The following is a 20,610-nucleotide window of genomic DNA, read 5'->3' on the forward strand; positions in this document are numbered from 1 at the left end:
GCACGCATGCTGGTGGAACCGGCTGTCCTGGCCTTGTCGCTGGCCTATTTGGGGCTGCTCTTCGCCGTCGCCTGGTTCGGCGACCGCTATGCGCGTGACTGGTCGAAGAACTCGGTGGCGCCGCTCGTCTACGGCCTGTCGCTGGCCATCTACTGCACCTCCTGGACCTTCTACGGCGCGGTCGGGCGGGCAGCGACCTCGGGCATCGACTTCATCCTGATCTATACCGGGCCGGTCCTGGTCGTGACCCTGGGCTACCCGATCCTGCGCAAAATGGTCAGGGTCGCCAAGCAGCACAACGTCACCTCGATCGCCGACTTCCTGGCCTCGCGCTACGGCAAGAGCCGCGCCGTCGGCGTCACCGCCACGCTGTTCGCGACGGTCGGCGTGCTGCCCTATATCGCGCTCCAGCTTCAGGCCGTGTCCTCGTCGTTCCGCACCATCGCGGCACCCCTGCCGTGGAGCGGCGACGCGCCGGGCGTCGTGCATGCCGACACGTCGCTGATCGTGGCGGCGTTGATGGCGCTGTTCACCATCCTGTTCGGGGTGCGCAACGTGCAGGCCTCCGAGCAGCATCGCGGCATGATGCTGGCCATCGCCTTCGAATCGGTGGTGAAGCTGCTGGCGCTGCTGGCGGTCGGTCCCTTCGTCGTGTGGTTCCTGTTCGACGGGCCGGCCGACATGATGGGCCGCCTGGCCGAGGTCCCGGCCGTGGCCGAGCGGCTGACGCGCGAGGCTTCGCCGCTCACCTGGGTGGTGATGTCGCTGCTGTCGGGCATGGCCTTCCTCTGCCTGCCGCGCCAGTTCCACGTCGCCGTCGTCGAGCACGACCATCCCGCCAGCCTGCGGACGGCGCGCTGGCTGTTCCCGGCCTATCTCGTGCTGATCAACCTGTTCGTCATCCCGATCGCGGCGGCCGGCCTGCTGCTGCTCGGGCCGAACGTCAGCCCGGACCTCTACGTGCTGCAGCTGCCGCTGGTCGGCGGCGAAAGCTGGCTGTCGGCCTTCGTGTTCATCGGCGGTCTCTCTGCCGCGACCTCGATGGTGATCGTGGCCTGCATGGCGCTGTCGGGCATGATCGGCAACGAGCTGCTGATGCCCTACCTGCTGCGCCGGCAGGCCGGCGTCGTGCGCGACATGGGCCCGCTGGTGGTGCTGGTGCGCCGCGCCGCCGTGGTGCTGATCCTGATGGCGGGCTACGCCTACGAGCGCATCATATCGGGCTACCTGCCGCTCGCCTCGATCGGCCTGATCTCCTTCTGCGCCGTGGCCAACTTCGCGCCGGGCCTCGTGCTCGGCCTGTACTGGCAGCGCGCGCACCGGTTCGGCGTCGTCGCGGGCCTGATCGGCGGCTTCGTCGTGTGGCTCTACGCGCTGCTGCTGCCGACCCTGCGCCAGGGGTTGGGGGCGGACGACTCGCCGATTGCCCCTTTCATGCCATGGCTGCCGGAGTCCCTGGCCGCCCTCGATCCGGTGCTGCAGGGCTTCCTGGCCTGCCTCGCGGTCAACACGGCGCTGCTGGTTGGCGTCTCCCTGCTGGTGCGGCCGGTGGGCCGCGACCGCGAGCAGGCGGATGCCTTCGTGCTGGGCGCCGAGCCGGCGCCGCTCTCGCGGCGTACGCCGGCCGATGCCGCCCGCATCGAGGAACTGCGCCAGCTGCTGGCGCGCTTCGTCGGCGTCGAGCGCGCGGCCCGCACGCTGTCGGGTGAGCTGTCGCTGCAGACCGCGCTGACGCGCACCGAACGCATGCTGTCGGGCACGCTGGGCGCCGCCTCGGCGCGCGTGATCGTGGCAGCGTCGGTCCGGCGCGGCCGTCTGCTGACCCGCAGCGCGCGGGCCATCATCGACGAGGCGTCCGAGGCGATCCGCTACAATTACGAGATCCTGCGCAACACGCTCGACCATGTCGGCATGGGCATTGCCGCCTTCGATCGCGAGGGGCGGCTGGAGATCTTCAACGACCGCTTCACCGCGCTGCTGGCGCTCGACGACGACGCCGTGGCGGTCGGCGCCGCGCCGGGCGAGTTCGGCGCCACGCAAGATGTCATCGACCTCCTGCGCCGGCCCGACTCGCCGCAGACGCACGAGATCGCGACGCGCGACGGCCGCGTGATCGAACTGCGGCTCGATCCGCTGCCGGAGGACGGATTTGTCGCGACCTGCAACGACGTGACGGCGCGCGTGCGCACCGCCGAGGCGCTGCGCGACAGCGATGGCCAGCTGCGCCGCGCCGCCGAGACGCTGGAGCAGCGCGTGGCCGAGCGTACGGCAGAGCTGGAGGCGAGCCGCGCCGAGGCCGAAGCGGCCAATCTCGGCAAGACGCGCTTCATCGCGGCGGCGAGCCACGACCTGCTGCAGCCGCTGCACGCCGCGCGCCTGTTCACGGCGGCGATGATCGACCGCGATCCGCGCAACGATCTCGGCGGCAAGATCGATGCGAGCCTGGGCGCCGTCGAATCGCTGCTCGACGCGCTGCTCGACATCTCCAAGCTCGATGCCGGGGCCTTCAAGCCAGAAAAGCGGCCGTTCGCGCTGCAGCCGCTGTTCGAGTCGCTGGCCACCGCCTTCGCCCCGACGGCCACGCGTTACGGCGTCGAGCTGGTGATCGCGCCCACGTCCGCCTTCGTCGACACCGATCCGGCCTTCCTGCGGCGCATCCTGCAGAACCTTCTCTCGAACGCGCTGCGCTACGGCCGCGCCGAGGGAAGACCTGCCAGGGTGTTGCTGGGCTGCCGCCGAATAGGCGACTCCCTGCGCATCGAAGTGAGGGACAACGGGCCGGGCATTCCTTCCGACAAGCAGGCGGTGATCTTCGACGAGTTCGTGCGGCTTCAGCCCGAGGACGAGGGGCCGCGCGAGGAGCGGGGGCTGGGCCTCGGCCTTGCCATCGTCGACCGCATCGCGCGCATGCTCGATCTGCCGGTCGCCCTGGCCTCGGCGCCGGGCCACGGCTCGACCTTCTCCGTGACCGTGCCGCGGGTCGCCGCGGTGGTGACCGCATCCACTGCCGCGCCGGTGCCGCAACCGATGCCCTCGATCGAGGCCGAGAGCTTCGTGCTCTGTCTCGACAACGAATCGCGGGTGCGGGAGGCGATGGCGGCGCTGCTCGGCGGCTGGGGCTGCAAGGTCGCCACCGCGGCCAGCGAGGCCGAGGCGCTCGACGCGGTGGCGCGGGCCGGGCGCCTGCCCGATCTCGTTCTGGCCGATCTCCATCTGGACGAACGCGCCGACGGGCTCGACGCCGTGGTCGCGCTGCGCGAGGCCTGGGGCCGCGCCGTTCCTGCGGCGCTGGTGACCGCCGATCGCGACCCGACCTTGCGTCTGCGGGCGAGGGCCCGGCAGGTCGAGCTGCTGCACAAGCCGGTGAAGCCTGCCTCCCTGCGCGCGCTCTTGAGATTGCGCAGCTCGGCGGCCGGGCGGCTGACGACGTAGGCCTCGCCCACAAGTTTCCTGTCATCCTGAGCGCAGCGAAGGATCTCGCGCCCGGCAGGGAGTCGATTGATCGCGCTGCAAGGTCCTTCGCTGCGCTCAGGACGACAGGTCTACTAAGTCCTGATCGTCTCCGAAGGCGGTAGCGCCAGACCGCGGGCCTCGATGACGGCTTGCGTTCGCGAGCGTACGCCGAGCTTGCGCAGGATCACCGTCACATGCGCCTTCACGGTGGCCTCGCCGACTCCGAGCTTGTGCGCGATCTGCTTGTTCTGGTCGCCGTGGATCATCAGCGCCAGCACGCGCCACTGCTGCGGCGTGAGCTGCGCGGCGCGCTGGGCGAAGCTGTCGCCGGGCACCGCGTCGGGCGGCGTGAAGATCTCGCCGTCGAGCACGGCGCGCACGATGGCGGCGATCTCCTCGAGCGGTGCGGACTTGTCGATATAGGCCGAGGCGCCGAACTCGTAGGCGCGTCGAATGACGGCCGCCTCGCGCGCGGCCGACACGACGACGATCGGCACGGTCGGGTGTTCGGCGCGCAGACGGGCGAGGCCTGTGAGGCCATCCATGCCCGGCATGTCGAGATCGAGCAGCACGGCATCGGTCTCGGGTTCGCGCTCCAGCACTGTCTTGGCCTGGTCGAGCGTGCCCGCCCTGTCGAAGCGCGCGCCGGCAAACGACTGTCCCAGCGCCGACGCCAGCGCGTCGCGGACCATGGGATGGTCGTCGGCGATCAGGAAGGAGAGCGTTTCCCCGGACATCGAGTCATCTTTGTTGCGGCACGGTAGAAAATGCTGCGACGCACTCTACGCGACCTTGGACCTTGGTCGAATTGCAGCACACAGCACGTGCGATTTACACAAGAATCAAGAAGGGGTCCGTGTCAGGACACCCGCACAATGTCCAGGGGAGAAAACGCACATGGCCGTTGTAGGCTCGGTAAACGATCGCGGTCGTCCGATGACGCGCGAAGAGAGGAAGGTCATCGTGGCCTCCTCGGTCGGCACCGTCTTCGAATGGTACGACTTCTATCTCGCTGGCGCGCTCGCCATCAACATCAGCGCCAACTTCTTCTCCGGTGTGAACCCGACGGCGGGCTTCATCTTCACGCTGCTGGGCTTTGCCGCGGGCTTTGCGGTTCGTCCGTTCGGCGCGCTGTTCTTCGGCAGCCTGGGTGACCTGATCGGCCGCAAGTACACCTTCCTCGTGACGATGACCCTGATGGGTGTCGCCACTTTCGTCGTCGGTATTCTTCCCAGCTATGCCTCGATCGGCATTGCCGCCCCCATCCTGTTCATCGCCTGCCGTCTCCTCCAGGGCCTGGCGCTGGGTGGCGAGTATGGCGGTGCGGCGACCTACGTCGCCGAGCACGCGCCGCACGATCGCCGCGGCTTCTACACGTCGTGGATCCAGACGACGGCGACCGTCGGCCTCTTCCTGTCGCTGCTCGTCGTCGTGGCGCTGCGCCTCGCGCTCACGCCGGAGCAGTTCGCGGCCTGGGGCTGGCGCGTGCCGTTCCTCCTTTCGATCATCCTGCTGGGCGTCTCCATCTGGATCCGTCTGCAGCTCGAGGAGTCACCCGCCTTCAGGCGCATGAAGGCCGAGGGCAAGGGTTCGAAGACGCCGCTGCGCGAGGCCTTCGGTGTCTGGAAGAACGCCAAGATCGCCCTCATCGCCCTGTTCGGCGGCACCGCCGGCCAGGCGGCGGTCTGGTACACCGGCCAGTTCTACGCTTTGTTCTTCCTCACCCAGACGCTGAAGCTCGACGCCACGACCTCCAACATCGTGATCGCGGTGTCGCTCCTCATCGGCACGCCGTTCTTCGTCTTCTTCGGCTGGCTGTCCGACAAGATCGGCCGCAAGCCGATCATCCTGGCGGGCTGCGCGCTCGCCATGGTCACCTACTTCCCGCTGTTCCACGCGCTCACCAACGCGGTGAACCCGGCGCTCAATGCGGCGATCGAGAAGTCCCCGGTCGTCGTGATCGCCGATCCGAACGAGTGCTCGTTCCAGTTCAATCCGACGGGCACCGCGTCGTTCACCACCTCGTGCGACATCGCCAAGTCGTTCCTCGCGCGCAACTCTGTGAACTACGCCAACCAGGCGGCTCCGGCTGGCACGCCGGCGCAGATCAAGATCGGCGACAAGGTCATCACCTCCTTCGACAAGGCGAAGGCGGGGGCCGAGGGCGTTGCCAAGGAGCGCGCGTTCAACGCCGAGGCGACCGCGGGGATCCGCGCCGCCGGCTACCCGGCTACGGCCGACCCGAAGCAGATCAACATGACGATGGTCATCGTCATCCTGACCATCCTCGTCATCTATGTGACGATGGTCTACGGGCCGATCGCGGCCCTGCTGGTCGAGCTGTTCCCGACCCGTATCCGCTACTCCGGCATGTCGCTGCCGTACCACATCGGCAACGGCTGGTTCGGCGGCTTCCTGCCGCCGACCGCCTTCGCCATCGTGGCGGCGACCGGCAACATCTACTCGGGCCTCTGGTACCCCATCGTGGTGGCCGGCATGACCCTGGTGATCGGCCTGCTCTTCATGCCGGAGACCAAGGACCGGGACATCTACGCCGACGACTGACGCGTCCTCTGCGACAAAAAGGAACCGGCGGTCCGCAAGGGCCGCCGGTTTCTTTTTTGGATGTTCTGGCGCGGCTCCGGTAAGTATCGCGCCATGAAACTCGAAGCCATTGCCATCGGCCACCGGCCGCCCGAAGACGTGAACGCCATCATCGAAGTGCCGATCGGCGGCGAACCCATCAAGTACGAAATGGACAAGGAAGCCGGCGCCCTCGTGGTCGACCGTTTCCTGTACACGCCCATGCGCTACCCCGGAAACTACGGGTTCGTGCCGCACACGCTGTCGGACGACGGCGACCCGATCGACGTGCTGGTCGCCAACACCCGCCCGATCATTCCCGGTGCGGTGATCAACGTGCGCCCGATCGGCGTGCTGCGGATGGAGGACGATGGCGGCGGCGACGAGAAGATCATCGCGGTGCCGTCCCCCAAGCTGACGAAGCGCTACGTCCACGTGAAGACCTACACCGACCTGCCCGAGATCACCCGCCAGCAGATCGAGCACTTCTTCATCCACTACAAGGACCTCGAGCCCGGCAAGTGGGTGAAACTGCTCGGCTGGGGCGACGTGGACGAGGCCAAGCAGCTCATCGTCGAAGCAATCGAGCGGGCCAAGAACAAGCGCTGAGCAGGCGACGCCGGTCGGGGGAGGGGCGTGAATCGTCGGAATACATGGTCGGTGGCGGCGGCAGTCGCGGCGTCCCTGGTCGCTGCCGGCCCCGCGACCGCCCAGTCCTGGAACTACTATCAGGGATCCTCGAACTTCTTCGTTCCGTTCGCAGACGGGGCGATGAACGCGTCATTGTACGGCTACGGCACCGTCTCCCTCACGATGAGCTACGGCCCCGTTCTCACGAACAAGTCGAACTTCGCGATGGATACCGGCTCGACCGGGATCCTCGTCTCTGCGGATCGCTTCATGCCGGGCCCGACCGACACGCTGGTCGGTCCCGGATCGATCACCTACACGAGCAGCGGAAACATCAACCAGGGTCTCGTCTACATGACGGACGTGGTGATCAACGGCCAGAACGGCCAGACCGCGACGGCCCGCGTGCCGGTACTGCTCGTGCAGTCGATCGGATGCGAGCCCGCCAAGCAGGCGTCAGGTCAATGCACGCCCAACGCTGATCCGAAAAATCTGGCGTTCATGGGGGTCGGCTTCGACCGAGGGGCAGCCAACGCCGCAGCCGGTGCGGCCGTCCAGCTCGCACCGAGCGGAAATCCGTTTATCAATCTCACGGCGATCAACGGCAGTGCGGTCCCGAGCGACATGCGCGCCGGATTCATCATAAGCAACGCCGTTACCGACATGCGCACGCCGGGTGTCACCCTCGGCCTCACGACCGGCGCGACGGCGAATTTCGCCTTCGTCCAGCTCGCGCCCAACGGTGCCGCCGCCACCTGCACGCAGCCCATTCCCGCCTGCGGTCTCGCCGGCAACTTCAATCCCACCACCATGACCGTTACAGCCAACGGCGCCTCCGCGACCGGCACGGTGCTGCAGGACACCGGCATCAACTACATGTTCCTGACGCCGCCCGCCGGCAGCGGGCTGGTCGCCGGTACTCAGTCATACGCGCCGAGCGGAACGGCCATCCAGATCGCGCTGCCGGGTCAGGCGGGGACGGCGGCGTCCTATCAATTCGTCGTCGGGCAGCCGGGCACGCCGCCCAACCTGCTCATGCCGGTCGACGTCCAGCTCGTGTCCGGTAACACCTACGTCAACACCGGCCGCCAGTTCTTCTTTGGCTTCGATTACCTCTACGATCCCTATGGCGGGTTCGTCGGCTATCGCTGGAACCGGGAGATCGCGAGCCAGTACGGGGCCGTCACGCCGATGCTGGCCCTGCAGGGTAACCTGGCACTCGACAGCGGCTTCTGGTCCGACTTTCCCGCCTACCTGATGAGCCCGACCACGCTGCAGCAGGCGGGCTCCGGCACGCTCGCGGGGAATATCGCCGGACCGGGCAGCCTGACCCTGGCCAGCGGCAGGATGACCCTGTCGGGAGCGAACAGCTACACCGGTGGCACCATCGTCAACGGCGGCGTCCTCGACATCGGCTCGGCAGGCGCCCTGCCGAACGGCGGCGCCCTCGCCGTCAACGCCGGCCGGCTCAGTCTCAATGGCTACAGCCAGACGATCGGCACTCTCTCCGGTGCCGGCGGCGTACTCGACCTGGGCAGCGGGCGGCTCACGATCAACGGGACGGGCAGCAGCACCCTGGCGACGATCGTTACCGGCAGCGGCGGGCTGACACTGGCCAGTGGCGACCTCTCCCTGACGGGGATCAATACCTATGCAGGCCAGACGCAAGTGCTGGGTGGACGCCTTGGCATCGATGGCACCATCGCCAGCGATGTCGTTGTCGGCGCGGCCGGTACGCTGGGCGGTACGGGCACGATCTTCGGCAATGTGCGGAACACCGGCGGGCTCGCGCCAGGCAACTCGATCGGGACGCTGAGCATCGCCGGCGACTATCTGCAGAGCGGCGGATCGTACCAGGCTGAGGTCAACGCCGCGGGGCAGGCCGACCGTTTGAATGCGAGCGGCACGGTCACGATCGGCGCGGGCAGCACGGCCGTCGTGCGCCCGCAGGCCGGGAGCTATGCGCCGCGCACGACGTACACGCTGCTGAATGCGACCGGCGGCGTGGCAGGCACTTACGACTCTGTCGCCAGCCTGCTGCCGTTCCTGCAGCCGAGCCTGAGCTACGATGCGAACAACGTGTATCTGACGCTGCAGGTCGGCGGCTTTGCGCAGGCGGCGCTGACACCGAACCAGGCCGCCGTGGGCGCGGTGCTCGATGCCACGGCGCCGCTTGCGACGGGCGACTATGCGACGGGCGACTATGCGACGGTCATCGGCGCGTTGTCGACGCTCTCGGCGCAGCAGGGGCAGGCGGTGATGAATGCGATCAGCGGCCAGAACTATTCTGGCTTTTCCAGTTCGATGGTGCAGGGCACCCAGCTCTTCCTGAGCAACTTCGCGGGCCAGGCAGGCGGGGGCGGCAGCCTCGGCGGTTCTGGCCGTGTTGCGCTGGCCGAAGCCTGTGATGTTGCCTGCGACGGCGCCCCGCCGGCCCTGTGGGGCGCGTGGGGCGGCGCGCTGGGCGGAATCGGCACGATCAGCAATGGGGGCAGCAACGGGGGCAGCAACAGCGGCGCGCTCACCTACAATGTGAGCGGCTTCGCGGGCGGCCTCGACCGGCTCGTTGCGCCCGGCCTGCGTCTCGGTGCTGCGGTCGGATACCAGAACGCCAACCAGTGGGTCGCCGGCTTCAGCGGCAGCGGCAACTCGAACACGTTCCAGGCCGGCCTCTATGCCAACTACAGCGACGGTCCGCTCTACGCCGATGCCGTCGCAGGCTATGCCTACAGCGCCAACCAGATGTGGCGCAGCATCGTCATTCCCGGTCTGGCACCGCGCACCGCCTACGGTCTCACGGGCGCCAACCAGGTCTATGGCCAGGTCGAGACCGGCTACCGCTTCGATCTCGGCGGCCTCGCCGAGGCGTTCGTCACACCGTTCGCGCGGCTGCAGGCCTATACCGGCACCCAGAACGCCTTTACGGAGGCAGGCGCGGGCTCGCTCAATCTGTCGGTGGCGCAACAGACCACAAACTCGCTGCGCACGGTCCTGGGCGCGCAGCTGGGCGGCTCGATGGACCTGGGCTGGCGCGATCGCCTCGCGATGAAGGTGCGGCTGGGCTGGAGCCACGAATACGCCGACACGGCGCGGCCGGTGACGGCCTCCTTCGCCGGAGCGCCGGCCGCTCCCTTCACGACCTATGGCGTGGCGCCGCAACGCGACGGCGTCGTACTGGGCCTGGCGGCCACCACGGCGGTCGCCGAGGCCATGAACGTCTATGTGCGCTATGAGGGCGAGGTCTCCGGCCAGGACAACGCGCACGCCTTCACCGCCGGCGTTCGCATGACTTGGTGAGCGGCACGCCGCGCGCGCCGTCGTGGTGGTGCTGGACGACTCCCTCGCAATTTATTGGCCGGTACGAACTTTCATCTGTTAGACATCGTATGCTGCCGAGAGCCCCGATTCTACCGAGGCCGTGATCAGACGACTTGGCAATGGTTGCCAGCTCTTGCAGTGAAGCGGCTGACAAAGGGGAATTCGGTGGGCCAGATACTCAAGCGGGGCGCCCCGAGCGCCTGCCGAAGATTGTTCACTGTGCTTGGGAGCATGGCGGGCCTCTGCCTCTTTGCCGGATCGGTGCAGGCGCAGCTCATTTTCAAGCGCTATCAATACGGCACGAGCGGGGTCACGACGGTCACCGGCATTCGCGGTGACAACATGACGGGCAACTACTCGATCCCCAACAGCGGGGGCGACACGGGCGGATTGCTGTTCGGGTTGACCAACGCCACCATCGCACCGTTCCCGACGGCGACGGCCAACCAGTCAAATTACCCCGGGGCCATCAGCAGCACGCCCTATGGTCCGAGCTTTGGCTCCTCCACGGGTATCCTGCGCGTCGTCGGGAGCTACATCACGACGGTGTCCAGCCCCTACGACCTCGGCTACCTGTTCGATGCGGCGGCGCCGTCCGCATCGCAGCTCACGACGCTGCGCTATCCCGGCATCGCCTCGACACTTTACACCATCGCCCACAGCAATTTTGGCAACCAGATCGTCGGCAACTACGACACCAATCTCCCGACCGGGAATGCCTTCATCTACGACATCCCGACCGCAACGTTCACGAACAACAACAAGCCGGGCGCGCTCAGCACCACGGCCTACGGCGTCTACGGCAACAAGATCGCCGGCGGCTACGGCGAAAACGCCGGACCCGGGCCTGTGCCCATCCCGACGGAGCATGGCTACATCTACAATCAGACGACGAACGTCTTCACGCGATACGATGCTCCGGATTCCCTCTTCACGCATTTCGAGGGCATCACCAGCGGCGGCCGGGCCAATACCTATAATCTTGTTGCTGATTCCATCGGCACCGACCTCAGGCCACATGCCTGGGCCGTCTCCGTCGATGCGGCGGGCGTTGCGACCTGGACGGAGATCATCGTGCCGGGCGCCGAGGTGACGTCGGCAAATTCGACCTATGGCGGCACCGTCATCGGCGTGTACGTCGAGGGCCGCGTGACGAAGGCCTACACCGTAAACATCCCAGGGCTTTACAATCCCGTCACCAATTCAGCCAATCTCACCTCCGGTGCCGCCGGCGCGGTGGCGATCAACGGCGCGGGCGACGACGTCGTCAACAACGGGTCCATCCTGATGACGGGGGCCAACAGCATCGGCATCAGCAACGGCACCTATGGCGTCGTGACCAACTACGGCACGATCGGCGTGACGGGTGCCGGCGGCACAGCCGTGCAGATGGCGGGCGATTTCAGCACGCTGCTGAACGCGGGCACGATCAACGCCGCGCCGGGCGGATACGCCATCCAGACCGACGCCACGGCGATGGGGTCGATCGTCGTCAACAACGGCATCATCAACGGCCTGGTGTCGATCGCGGCCGGATCCTATGCCCGCTTCGAGAACAGCGGCTGGCTCGGCATCAGCGCCGCTGGCGCCGGCGCGACACACCAGATCAGCGGCACCTTCGTCCAGACGGCGGCCGGCACGATGGGTATGCGCGTGTCACCGACCGCGGCCGATCGGCTCCTGGTGGACGGCACCGCGAGACTGGACGGCGGCCTGCAGGTCATTGCCCAGCCCGGCACCTTCGCGCCCCGTTCCAGCTACACGCTGGTGACGGCAACGGGCGGATTGAGGGGTGCCTTTCAGTCGGCGACCAGCACCTTGCCGTTTCTCGTCCCGACGCTGAGCTACGACGCCAACAACGCCTACCTCAACCTGCAGGTCGGCGGCTTTGCGCAGGCGGCCCTGACGCCCAACCAGGCGGCGGTCGGCGCGGTGCTCGACGCCACAGCACCGAATGCGACCGGCGATTACGCCACCGTCGTCACGGCGCTCGCGGGCCTTTCCACCCAGCAGGGCCAGACGGTGATGAACGCCATCAGCGGCCAGAACTATTCCGGCTTCTCGAGCTCGATGGTCCAAGGCACCCAGCTCTTCCTGAGCAACTTCACGGGACAGGCTGGCGGTGGCGGCAGTCTGGACGGCTCGAACCGCGTCGCACTGGCCGAAGCCTGCGATGTCGCCTGCGACACGGCTTCTCCCGCCCTGTGGGGCGCTTGGGGCGGTGCGCTCGGTGGGCTGGGCACAATCAGCAACGGCGGCAGCAATAGCGGCGCACTGACCTACAATGTCGGCGGCTTCGCCGGCGGCCTCGATCGCCTCGTGGCGCAGGGCCTGCGGGTCGGCGCGACGGTGGGCTACCAGAACGCCAACCAGTGGGTCGGCGGCTTCAGCGGCGCCGGCAACTCCAACACCGTCCAGGCTGGCGTCTACGCCAACTACAGCGAGGGCAAGGTCTACGCCGACGCCATTGCGGGCTATGCGTACTCCGCCAACCAGATGTGGCGCAGCATCGTGATCCCGGGCCTGGCGCCGCGCACGGCCTACGGTCTCACGGGCGCCAACCAGGTCTATGGCCAGGTCGAGACCGGCTACCGTGTCGACATTGGCGGCCTCGCCGAGGCCTATGTGACGCCTTTCGTGCGGCTGCAGGCCTATACCGGCACGCAGAACGCCTTCACCGAAACCGGGGCGGGCTCGCTCAACCTGTCGGTGGCGCAGCAGACCACGAACTCGCTACGCACGGTGCTGGGTGCGCAGCTCGGCGGTTCGATGGACCTCGGCTGGCGCGACCGCCTGGCGATGAAAGTGCGGCTGGGCTGGAGCCACGAATATGCCGACACGGCGCGTCCGGTGACGGCCTCGTTGGCCGGCGCGCCGGTGGCGCCCTTCACGACCTACGGTGTGGCGCCGCAGCGCAACGGTATCGTGCTGGGCCTTGCCGCCACCACGGCCATCGCCGACGCGACTTCGATCTATCTCCGCTACGAGGGCGAGATCTCCGGGCAGGACAACGCCCATGCCCTCACCGCCGGCTTCCGCATGACCTGGTAGAGCGCCGGACACTCTTGCCGTCTGCGCTGCCTTTCCTATATCCACCGCCGGAAAATCAACCGCGAGGAATTCAAGCGCAATGAACGTCGACGGTAGAGCAGCCCAGGGCGGCCCGGAGAAGCACCAGTTCCAGGCCGAAGTGGCCGAGCTTCTCAACCTGATGATCCACTCGGTCTATTCCGAGACCGACGTATTCCTGCGCGAGCTGGTGTCGAACGCCTCGGACGCCTGCGACAAGGTCCGCTACGAGGCCATTGCCCGGCCCGAGCTTCTCGCGGGCGACGAACGCCTGGCGATCCGCATCAAGCCGGATGCCACTGCCAAGACCCTGACCATCGCCGACAACGGCATCGGCATGGACCGCCAGGAGCTGATCGACAATCTCGGCACCCTGGCCCGCTCGGGCACCAAGGCCTTCCTGAAGGGGCTGAAGGATGCCAAGGACGGGCTGGGCCTGATCGGCCAGTTCGGCGTCGGTTTCTACGCCGCCTTCATGGTGGCCGACCGCATCGAGGTGACCAGCCGCCGCGCCGGTTCGGCCGAGGCCTGGACCTGGACCTCCGCCAGCGGCGCGGGCTTCGAGGTGGCGCCCGCCACGCCGGAGCAGGCGGCGCGGGTGTCGCGCGGCACCGAGATCGTGCTGCACCTCAAGGAAGACGCGGCGCGCTACCTCCAGCCCTACGAGCTGGAGCGCATCGTGCGGACCTATTCCGACCACGTGCTGTTCCCGATCGAGCTGGTCGACGACAAGGGCGAAGCGCGGCAGGTCAATGCCGCCAGCGCGCTGTGGCAGCGCTCCAAGTCCGAAGTGACGGCGGAGGACTACACACAGGCGTACCGCTCGCTCGCCATGGCGTTCGACGAGCCGGCGCTGACCCTGCACTACAAGGTCGAGGGGCGGCAGTCCTATGCCGTGCTGCTGTTCGTGCCCAGCACGCCGCCGTTCGATCTCACCGATCCCGCGCGCAAGGGGCGGGTGAAGCTCTATGTCCGCCGCGTCTACATCACCGACGATGCCGAGCTGTTGCCGGCGTACCTGCGCTTCGTGCGCGGCGTGGTCGACAGCGAGGATCTGCCGCTCAACCTGTCGCGCGAGATGCTGCAGAACAACCCGCAGGTTCGCCAGATCCGCTCGGGCCTGGTCGGCCGTGTCCTGTCTGAACTGGAAAGCACCGCGACGAAGGATGCCGATGCGTTCGGCAAGATCTGGGAGACCTTCGGCTCGATCCTCAAGGAAGGCCTCTACGAGGACCATGAGCGCCGTGCCCAGTTGCTCGGCCTGGCGCGCTTCGCCTCGACCGCGGGTGACAAGCTTCGCTCGATCAAGGACTACGTTGCCGACCTGAAGCCCAACCAGACGGAGATCTATTACCTGGTAGGCGACAGCCTCGACCGGCTGAAGTCCAACCCCAAGCTCGAGGCCGCCAAGGCGCGCGGCGTCGAGGTGCTGCTGCTGACCGATCCGGTCGATGCCTTCTGGACGACGATACCGCAGGAATTCGAGGGCAAGCCGCTCAAGTCGCTGAGCCAGGGCGAGGTCGATTTCGGCCTGATCCCGCTCGTCGACGAGGAGAAGGCGAAGGACACCGGTACCGAAACCGTCGAGGACGATGCCGCCGTGCTGGAGGCCGCCAAGCAGGTGCTGGGCGACAAGGTGGCGGATGTGAAGGCCTCGACGCGCCTGACCGACAGCGCCTCCTGCCTGGTGGCGAGCGCGCAGGGCCGGGACCGCGAACTGGAGCGGCTGCTCGAACGCCAGAACCGCGGCAGCGGCACCAAGCCGATCCTCGAGCTCAACATGAAGCATGCGATGGTGCGGGCGCTGGGGACGGCGAAGAAGGAAGACCGCGCTCAGGACGTGGACGATCTGGCGAACCTGCTGCTCGACGAGGCCTGCATCCTCGACGGCGAAATCCCGTCCGATCCTGCCGCCTTCGCACGCCGTCTGAACGACTATGTCGTACGGGCTCTGGGCGCCTGAGCCTCGGCGAGCCGGCATAAGACTTTTTGTTCCGGCGTGCAGTGGATCGGCGGCGATTGGGCTTGTCCGGCCGCGCGCCGTGTCCGAAGGCTTCCGTCACAGTCGACAAGAACTGCCTGTGACGGAGGACTCAAATGACCAAGAACGCGATCATGCGGCGTCGCATTTTCCTGGGCGCCGCGGTCGGAACACTGGCGGCGCCGGCGATCGGTCGCGCCCAGGCGTGGCCGAACAAGCCGGTGCGCGTGGTCAATGCCTACAGCGCCGGCGGAACGGCTGACGTCGTCTGCCGCATCTACTGCCAGGCGCTGGGCGAAAAGCTCGGCCAGAGCTTTACCGTTGACAACAAGCCGGGCGCGGCGGGCACCATCGCCGCCCAGATCGTGGCGCGCGCGCCCAACGACGGCTACACGATTCTGTACGATGCCACGGCGCAGTCGGTGAACCCGTCGCTGTTCGCGGGCAAGCTCTCCTACGATACGCAGCGCGACCTGCTGCCGATCGCCCAGACCATGCAGACGCCGGTCACGCTGATGCGCAATGCGCAGTTCCAGGCCAAGACCGTTCCCGAGCTGATCGCGCTCGCCAAGAGCAAGCCCGGTGCGCTCGATTGCGCCTCGACCGGCGTCGGCACGGTGCAGCATGTGTCGCTGGAACTGCTGAACCAGAAGGCCGGCATCAAGATCAATCACGTGCCCTACAAGGAGATGGGCTCGGTGCGGAACGACCTGTTCGCCGGCCGCATCCCGCTGCTGTTCAGCAATGTCCCCGGCACCGTGGCGCTGCTCACCTCGAAGGATGTGAGCTGCATGGCCCATACCGGCCCCAAGCCGGTCGAGGTGCTGCCGGGGGTACCGGCCATATCGGAGGTGATTCCGGGCTTCGAGACCTGGGAATGGAACGGTCTGTTTGCGCCGGCCGGCACCGATCCTGCGCTGATCTCGCGCCTCAATGCCGAGGTCAACGCCGTGATGAAGATGGAGGGCGTGGCGAAGCGGCTGGCCGAGCTGGGCGCGCTCACGCAGGCCAACACGGTCGCCGAGTTCACGGCCTTCCGTGCGAAGCAGATCGCCTTCTTTGCCGAGATGGTGAAGAGCGCCGACATCCGCATCGAATAGGAGCAAGTCGATGGCCGAGAACGATCCGCTGCTGGGACACGGTCGACAGATCATCGTGCGCGAGGACTGGCTCGGGCTGACCAACGAGCCGATTCTCGAGCCCGAGTTGCCGATCGTCGATCCGCACCATCACCTCTGGGAGCGCGACGGCGGCCATTCCTACTTGCTGCCGCAGCTTCTGGCCGACACGGCCAGTGGCCACGACGTGCGCGCGACCATCTTCGTGCAGTGCGGCGAGATGTATCGCGCCTCGGGGCCGGCCGACGAGCAGTCGCTCGGCGAGACCGAGTTCGTGACCGGCGCCGCCGCGGTCAGCGCCAGTGGCCGCCACGGGCCGACGCGCGCCTGCGCCGGTATCATCGGCATGGTCGACCTGACCCTCGGTGACCGCGTCGAACCCTTGCTCGAGAAGCATCGGGCAGCCGCGGGCGGTCGCTTCTGCGGCATCCGCAACCGCACCGCCTGGCACCCCTCGCCGGACGTCACGTCGAATCTTGTGATGAAGCCGCCGGGACCGCTCGAGCATCCGTCCTTCGCCGAGGGCGCGCGGCGGTTGGCGAAGCAGGGGCTGCCGCTCGATGTCTGGGCCTATCACACGCAGCTCGCGCATGTCGTGACGCTGGCCCGGACCGTGCCGGAGCTGACCGTCGTCGTCGACCATGTCGGCGGCCCGCTCGGCATCGGTCCGTTCCGCGGCAAGCACGCCGAAGTCTATCCCGAATGGAAGCAGCGCATGATGGAACTGGCGGCGCTGCCCAATGTGCGGGTGAAGCTGGGCGGTCTCACCATGTTCGTGAACGGCTTCGACTTCCACAAGAAGCCGAGGCCGCCGGGCTCGGAGGAACTCGCGAAGACCTGGGCGCCCTATATCGAGCCCTGCATCGAGGCGTTCGGCGCCGACCGCTGCATGTTCGAAAGCAATTTCCCGGTCGACAAGGGGCAGTGCAGCTACCCGGTCTTGTGGAACGCCTTCAAGCGCCTGACGGCAAGCGCCGGCACGGCAGAGAAGACGGCGCTCTACAGCAGCACGGCGATGCGCACCTACGGCCTCGACCGCCTGCCGGCGGCGCTGGCGGTCGATCTGCAGGCGAGGTAGCGACCGGAGCAGGCGGTCTCAGTCGGCGGTGATGTTTGCCGCCTGGATGATCCGCCGGTTCGTGTCGCTTTCCTTTTTCAGGCTCGCGACGATTTCGTCCGGTGTCAGCACCAGCGGCCGAAGGCCGATGGCATTGAGCGAGGCGATGGTCGGCGCATCCGACAGGATCTCGGCGAAGACCTCGTTCAATCGCGCCAGAACGGGCGCCGGCGTCGCCGCCGGTGCAACGGCCACGAAGCCGCTGCTCAGTTCCCAGTCGGGAATGCCGGCATCGGCGATGCTCGGCACGCCGGGCAGATCGTCGCGAAGGTCGTTTCCGGACACCGCGAGACCGCGCAATTGTCCGGAGCGGACCAACGGGGCCGTGATCGGGTCGATCATCAACTGGACGAGGCCCGCGGTCGCATCCTTCGCGGCGGCCGCGCTGCCGCGATAGGGCACGTGCACCATGTCGATGTTCGCGCGAAGCTTGAGATATTCCCCAGCGAGGTGTCCTCCGGAGCCGTTGCCGGCCGAGCCGAAATTGAGCTTGCCGGGGTTTTCCCTGGCATAGGCGATCAGCTCCTGCAGCGTCTTGACGGGCAGGGAGGGGTGGATCGCAAAGACGGAGCGCGATGCGCCGACATAGCCGACCGGCTTGAAGTCACGGAACGGCTCATAGCCGGTCCGCACAAGCTGGGGCGCGATGGTGAGGTTGCCGGTCGAGGCGTTGAGCAGCGTGTGGCCGTCCGGCTTCGACTTGGCGACGAACTCGGCACCGATCGATCCGCCGCCGCCCGACTTGTTGTCGACGACAACCGTCTGTCCGAGTTTCTCACCCAGCTTGCGGGCGACGATGCGGCCGGAACTGTCGTTGGTGGCGCCTGGCGGGAACGGGACGACGTAGGAGATGGGGCGGCCCGGATAGGCCTCTGCACGCAGTCGAAGCGGCAGCGCCGTTGCAGCGATTGCGGCGGCGCCGGCGCCGAGAAAGTGGCGCCGTGTTGCTTTGCTGCCCGTCATATTGAACTCCTACGCGTGGTGAACTCGCAATGTCCGGATCGACTGCGATCCGGTTATTGCGAGCCAAGCGTGGCAGCACGTGACGGCTTCATACATCGAATCTTCGCATCGATGATTCCGCGAAGGCGAGATCGTCACATCGTCTCGCGCGTTTGCGTAGAAAGTTTAATCTCCGTCGTGGCACGGCGGTGCGCATCGCCCGCCGTGGTATAGACGGACATGTCCAACGAGCCGCTTCAAATGACCGTTCCACCCATGTGCTTTGGCCTCCGGGCTTTGGTCCATAGCCGCCGAGCCGCGCCACAGGATCCCAACGAGCCTCACGGCGCTTCGTGGAAGCGCGAGCGCGAAATGACCCGGGAAATCGAACGGTCGCATGTCAATTCCACGCCGACGGTCGCGTCGCGGATCGGGGATTTCAATCGCGCGGGCATCGAGCCCTTCAGGCTCCCGTTCCAGCCCGTCGAGACAGAAGTGCGCCGCTTTGCGGAGCCCGCCATGCTGCGTGTGCATCATGCTTGACTCGATCGTGATCCTCGGCGGCGGATTCGCAGGGGCCGCAACCGCCATCAAACTGGTGGAGGCGGGATACCCAGCGGGGCAGATGACGATCGTCGAGCCACGAACCGAGCTCGGACGTGGCATCGCCTACAGTACGTCGGATCTCGACCATCTCGTCAACGGGCCGGCGCGCATGTTCAGCCTGTACCCGGCCGATCCTGGACACCTGTCGCGATGGCTGGCCAACCATCCGGACAGGCGGGGCTGGGCGGGGCCGGCCGACGGGAACTTCGACGCGAGTTTCCCGCCGCGCTGCCTGTACGGCGACTACGTGCAGTCGGAGCTGGCAAGGACCGGGGTGCAGCATGTGGTCGATCGTGCCGTGGACGTCTTGCCGGAAGGTGAGGTCCTGCTTGCCTCGGGACGCCAGCTTCCCGCCACCAGGATCGTCTTGGCGACAGGCCTCGTGCGCAACGAATCGGGGTTTGCGATTTCCGATTTGGTGCGCGCGCAGGGGAGATACATCGGCGACCCGTGGGCGGCGAGCGCCTATGACGCGATCGACGGCACGGACGGCGACGTGGCGATCATCGGCAGCAGCCTGACGATGCTCGACATCTTGATCAGCCTCGAGAAGCGGGGCTTTCGAGGGCGTTACTTCACATTCTCGGGCCGTGGTCTGCTGGTGCACGCCCGGCGCGAAGCCGAGGCGTGGCCTGCCTTTCTGCGCCCCGAAGCCCTTCCCCGCACCACGCTGGCCCTGTTGCGGGAAATCCAGCGCGAACGGCGCGCCATCGCGAGGGCCGGGGAGGATTGGCAGCGCCTGGTCCTGAGCCTGCGTCCGTTCATCGAGCCGCTCTGGGCCAATGCGTCTGACATCGAGCGACGGCGGTTCACGCGCCATCTCAGGACATTCTGGGACCTGGCCTTCCATCGCGCCGTGCCCGATTCGATCGCGTGGCTGGATCGCGCCCGCACGCAGGGACGTTACTTCAATGTGGCTGGACGCGTGCGGAGACTGGCGCCGTCTGCGGAGCCCGGCGTCGAGCTGACATGGCGTCCGCGCGGCGATGCCGAAAGCCGGAGTCGTCGCTTCGACCATGTCGTGAACGCCGCGGGATACGAGGCGGACTGGCGGCGCTTGCCCGACACGCTGGCCCGCAATCTGCTGGCCAGAGGCGCGGTGAGGTCACATCCGGTCGGGTTCGGCATCGAGGCCGATGCAGCGACCGGCGCGGTGATCGGAAGCGATGGCCATGCATCGCGACGCCTGTTTGCCGTTGGCCACCCGCTTCGCGGCGCAGCCTGGGAAGCGAGTTCCGTCCTCGAGCAGATCGAGGGCGCGACACGCGTCGCACGTGCCGTGTCGGCGGACAGGATGCGCGACGCGGCCTGAAGCCGGTCACGATGTTCCCGCTGTTCGAGGCCGAGTGCGCCGCGAGCCGGGACTTGCAGATCGCGGCGTCAGACCACCTTCGGCGTGACCTTCGCGACCTTGAACGGCCGCTGGACGCCGTCATGCTCGGTGACGGACACGTATTCGCCGGCCACGAATCGGTGGGTGTCGAAGCGGAAGATCGGTTCGTCGTCGTCGTCTCCCGGCTGGTAGGAGAAGGCCCACTTGCCGTCGCGGCGATGGATCAGATGGCCGGTTTCGTCGTCGGCACCGTCCCAGAAGCGACGCACGGTGCAGGCGGCCTTGTGCTTCGTCCAACCCTCGGCCTGCAGGTGACCCTGCCCATCGAGCGGGGCAACGAATTCGTAGCCATGGTTCGAGCTGCCGTTGGGAAACTCCGGCGTCCGGGCCAGTTCGAGGACGATCTTCTTGAGCGGCATGACTTTCTCCTTTGGCGATGGCGCACTATGCCCGCCATCGC

General features: G+C 67.2%; 13 protein-coding genes. 10 read left to right on the forward strand and 3 right to left on the reverse strand.

All coding sequences use genetic code 11. From position 1 onward, the window contains the following. Nucleotides 1-6 precede the first annotated feature (6 nt). Nucleotides 7-3,432, forward strand: coding sequence for a NahK/ErcS family hybrid sensor histidine kinase/response regulator (locus tag ACO07I_RS22360; RefSeq protein WP_422011259.1), 3,426 nt, complete (start codon nt 7-9; stop codon nt 3,430-3,432). Between the two features lie 113 nt (nt 3,433-3,545). On the opposite strand, the gene ACO07I_RS22365 is transcribed toward ACO07I_RS22360, so the two are convergent. Then, nucleotides 3,546-4,190 carry a response regulator transcription factor gene (locus ACO07I_RS22365; RefSeq protein WP_422011261.1) on the reverse strand — a complete coding sequence of 215 codons (645 nt, stop codon included), beginning with the start codon at nt 4,188-4,190 and terminating at the stop codon, nt 3,546-3,548. A 160-nt stretch (nt 4,191-4,350) separates the two neighbouring features. Here ACO07I_RS22365 and ACO07I_RS22370 point away from each other — a divergent pair, with 160 nt between their 5' ends. From ACO07I_RS22370 to ACO07I_RS22400, 7 genes are all read left to right on the forward strand, one after another. After that, the gene (locus tag ACO07I_RS22370; protein ID WP_422011263.1) at nt 4,351-6,018 is read left to right on the forward strand and encodes an MFS transporter; all 1,668 of its coding nucleotides are present in this window, start codon (nt 4,351-4,353) and stop codon (nt 6,016-6,018) included. A gap of 93 nt (nt 6,019-6,111) precedes the next feature. After that, nucleotides 6,112-6,645: an inorganic diphosphatase gene (gene ppa, locus ACO07I_RS22375; RefSeq protein ID WP_422011265.1), complete on the forward strand. Its 534-nt coding sequence runs from the start codon at nt 6,112-6,114 to the stop codon at nt 6,643-6,645. A gap of 27 nt (nt 6,646-6,672) precedes the next feature. Beyond that, nucleotides 6,673-9,963, forward strand: coding sequence for an autotransporter domain-containing protein (locus ACO07I_RS22380; protein WP_422011267.1), 3,291 nt, complete (start codon nt 6,673-6,675; stop codon nt 9,961-9,963). A 252-nt stretch (nt 9,964-10,215) separates the two neighbouring features. Further along, entirely contained in the window at nt 10,216-13,035 is a 2,820-nt protein-coding gene (locus tag ACO07I_RS22385; RefSeq protein ID WP_422011269.1) for an autotransporter outer membrane beta-barrel domain-containing protein, read from the forward strand. Nucleotides 13,036-13,114: 79 nt separating this feature from the next. Next, nucleotides 13,115-15,016 carry a molecular chaperone HtpG gene (gene htpG, locus ACO07I_RS22390; protein WP_422011271.1) on the forward strand — a complete coding sequence of 634 codons (1,902 nt, stop codon included), beginning with the start codon at nt 13,115-13,117 and terminating at the stop codon, nt 15,014-15,016. A gap of 134 nt (nt 15,017-15,150) precedes the next feature. Next, nucleotides 15,151-16,134: a Bug family tripartite tricarboxylate transporter substrate binding protein gene (locus tag ACO07I_RS22395; protein WP_422011273.1), complete on the forward strand. Its 984-nt coding sequence runs from the start codon at nt 15,151-15,153 to the stop codon at nt 16,132-16,134. A gap of 10 nt (nt 16,135-16,144) precedes the next feature. Continuing rightward, on the forward strand, nt 16,145-17,230 hold the full coding sequence (locus ACO07I_RS22400) for an amidohydrolase family protein (protein ID WP_422011275.1): 1,086 nt from the start codon (nt 16,145-16,147) through the stop codon (nt 17,228-17,230). A gap of 18 nt (nt 17,231-17,248) precedes the next feature. Here ACO07I_RS22400 and ACO07I_RS22405 read toward each other — a convergent pair whose 3' ends face one another. Then, on the reverse strand, nt 17,249-18,232 hold the full coding sequence (locus ACO07I_RS22405; RefSeq protein WP_422011277.1) for a Bug family tripartite tricarboxylate transporter substrate binding protein: 984 nt from the start codon (nt 18,230-18,232) through the stop codon (nt 17,249-17,251). A 351-nt stretch (nt 18,233-18,583) separates the two neighbouring features. On the opposite strand from ACO07I_RS22405, the gene ACO07I_RS22410 reads away from it, so the two are divergent. Further along, a complete protein-coding gene (locus ACO07I_RS22410) occupies nt 18,584-18,754 on the forward strand; it encodes a hypothetical protein (RefSeq protein WP_422011279.1) in 171 nt (56 codons plus the stop codon). Continuing rightward, entirely contained in the window at nt 18,747-20,129 is a 1,383-nt protein-coding gene (locus ACO07I_RS22415; protein ID WP_422011281.1) for an FAD/NAD(P)-binding protein, read from the forward strand. The genes ACO07I_RS22410 and ACO07I_RS22415 overlap by 8 nt, the downstream gene beginning before the upstream one ends. 68 nt (nt 20,130-20,197) lie before the next feature. Here the strand turns inward: ACO07I_RS22415 and ACO07I_RS22420 are convergent, their stop codons facing one another. Beyond that, entirely contained in the window at nt 20,198-20,569 is a 372-nt protein-coding gene (locus ACO07I_RS22420; protein ID WP_422011283.1) for a hypothetical protein, read from the reverse strand. Nucleotides 20,570-20,610 lie beyond the last annotated feature (41 nt).

Origin of the sequence: Reyranella sp., from assembly GCF_965227665.1 — a bacterium.
Lineage (GTDB): Bacteria > Pseudomonadota > Alphaproteobacteria > Reyranellales > Reyranellaceae > Reyranella.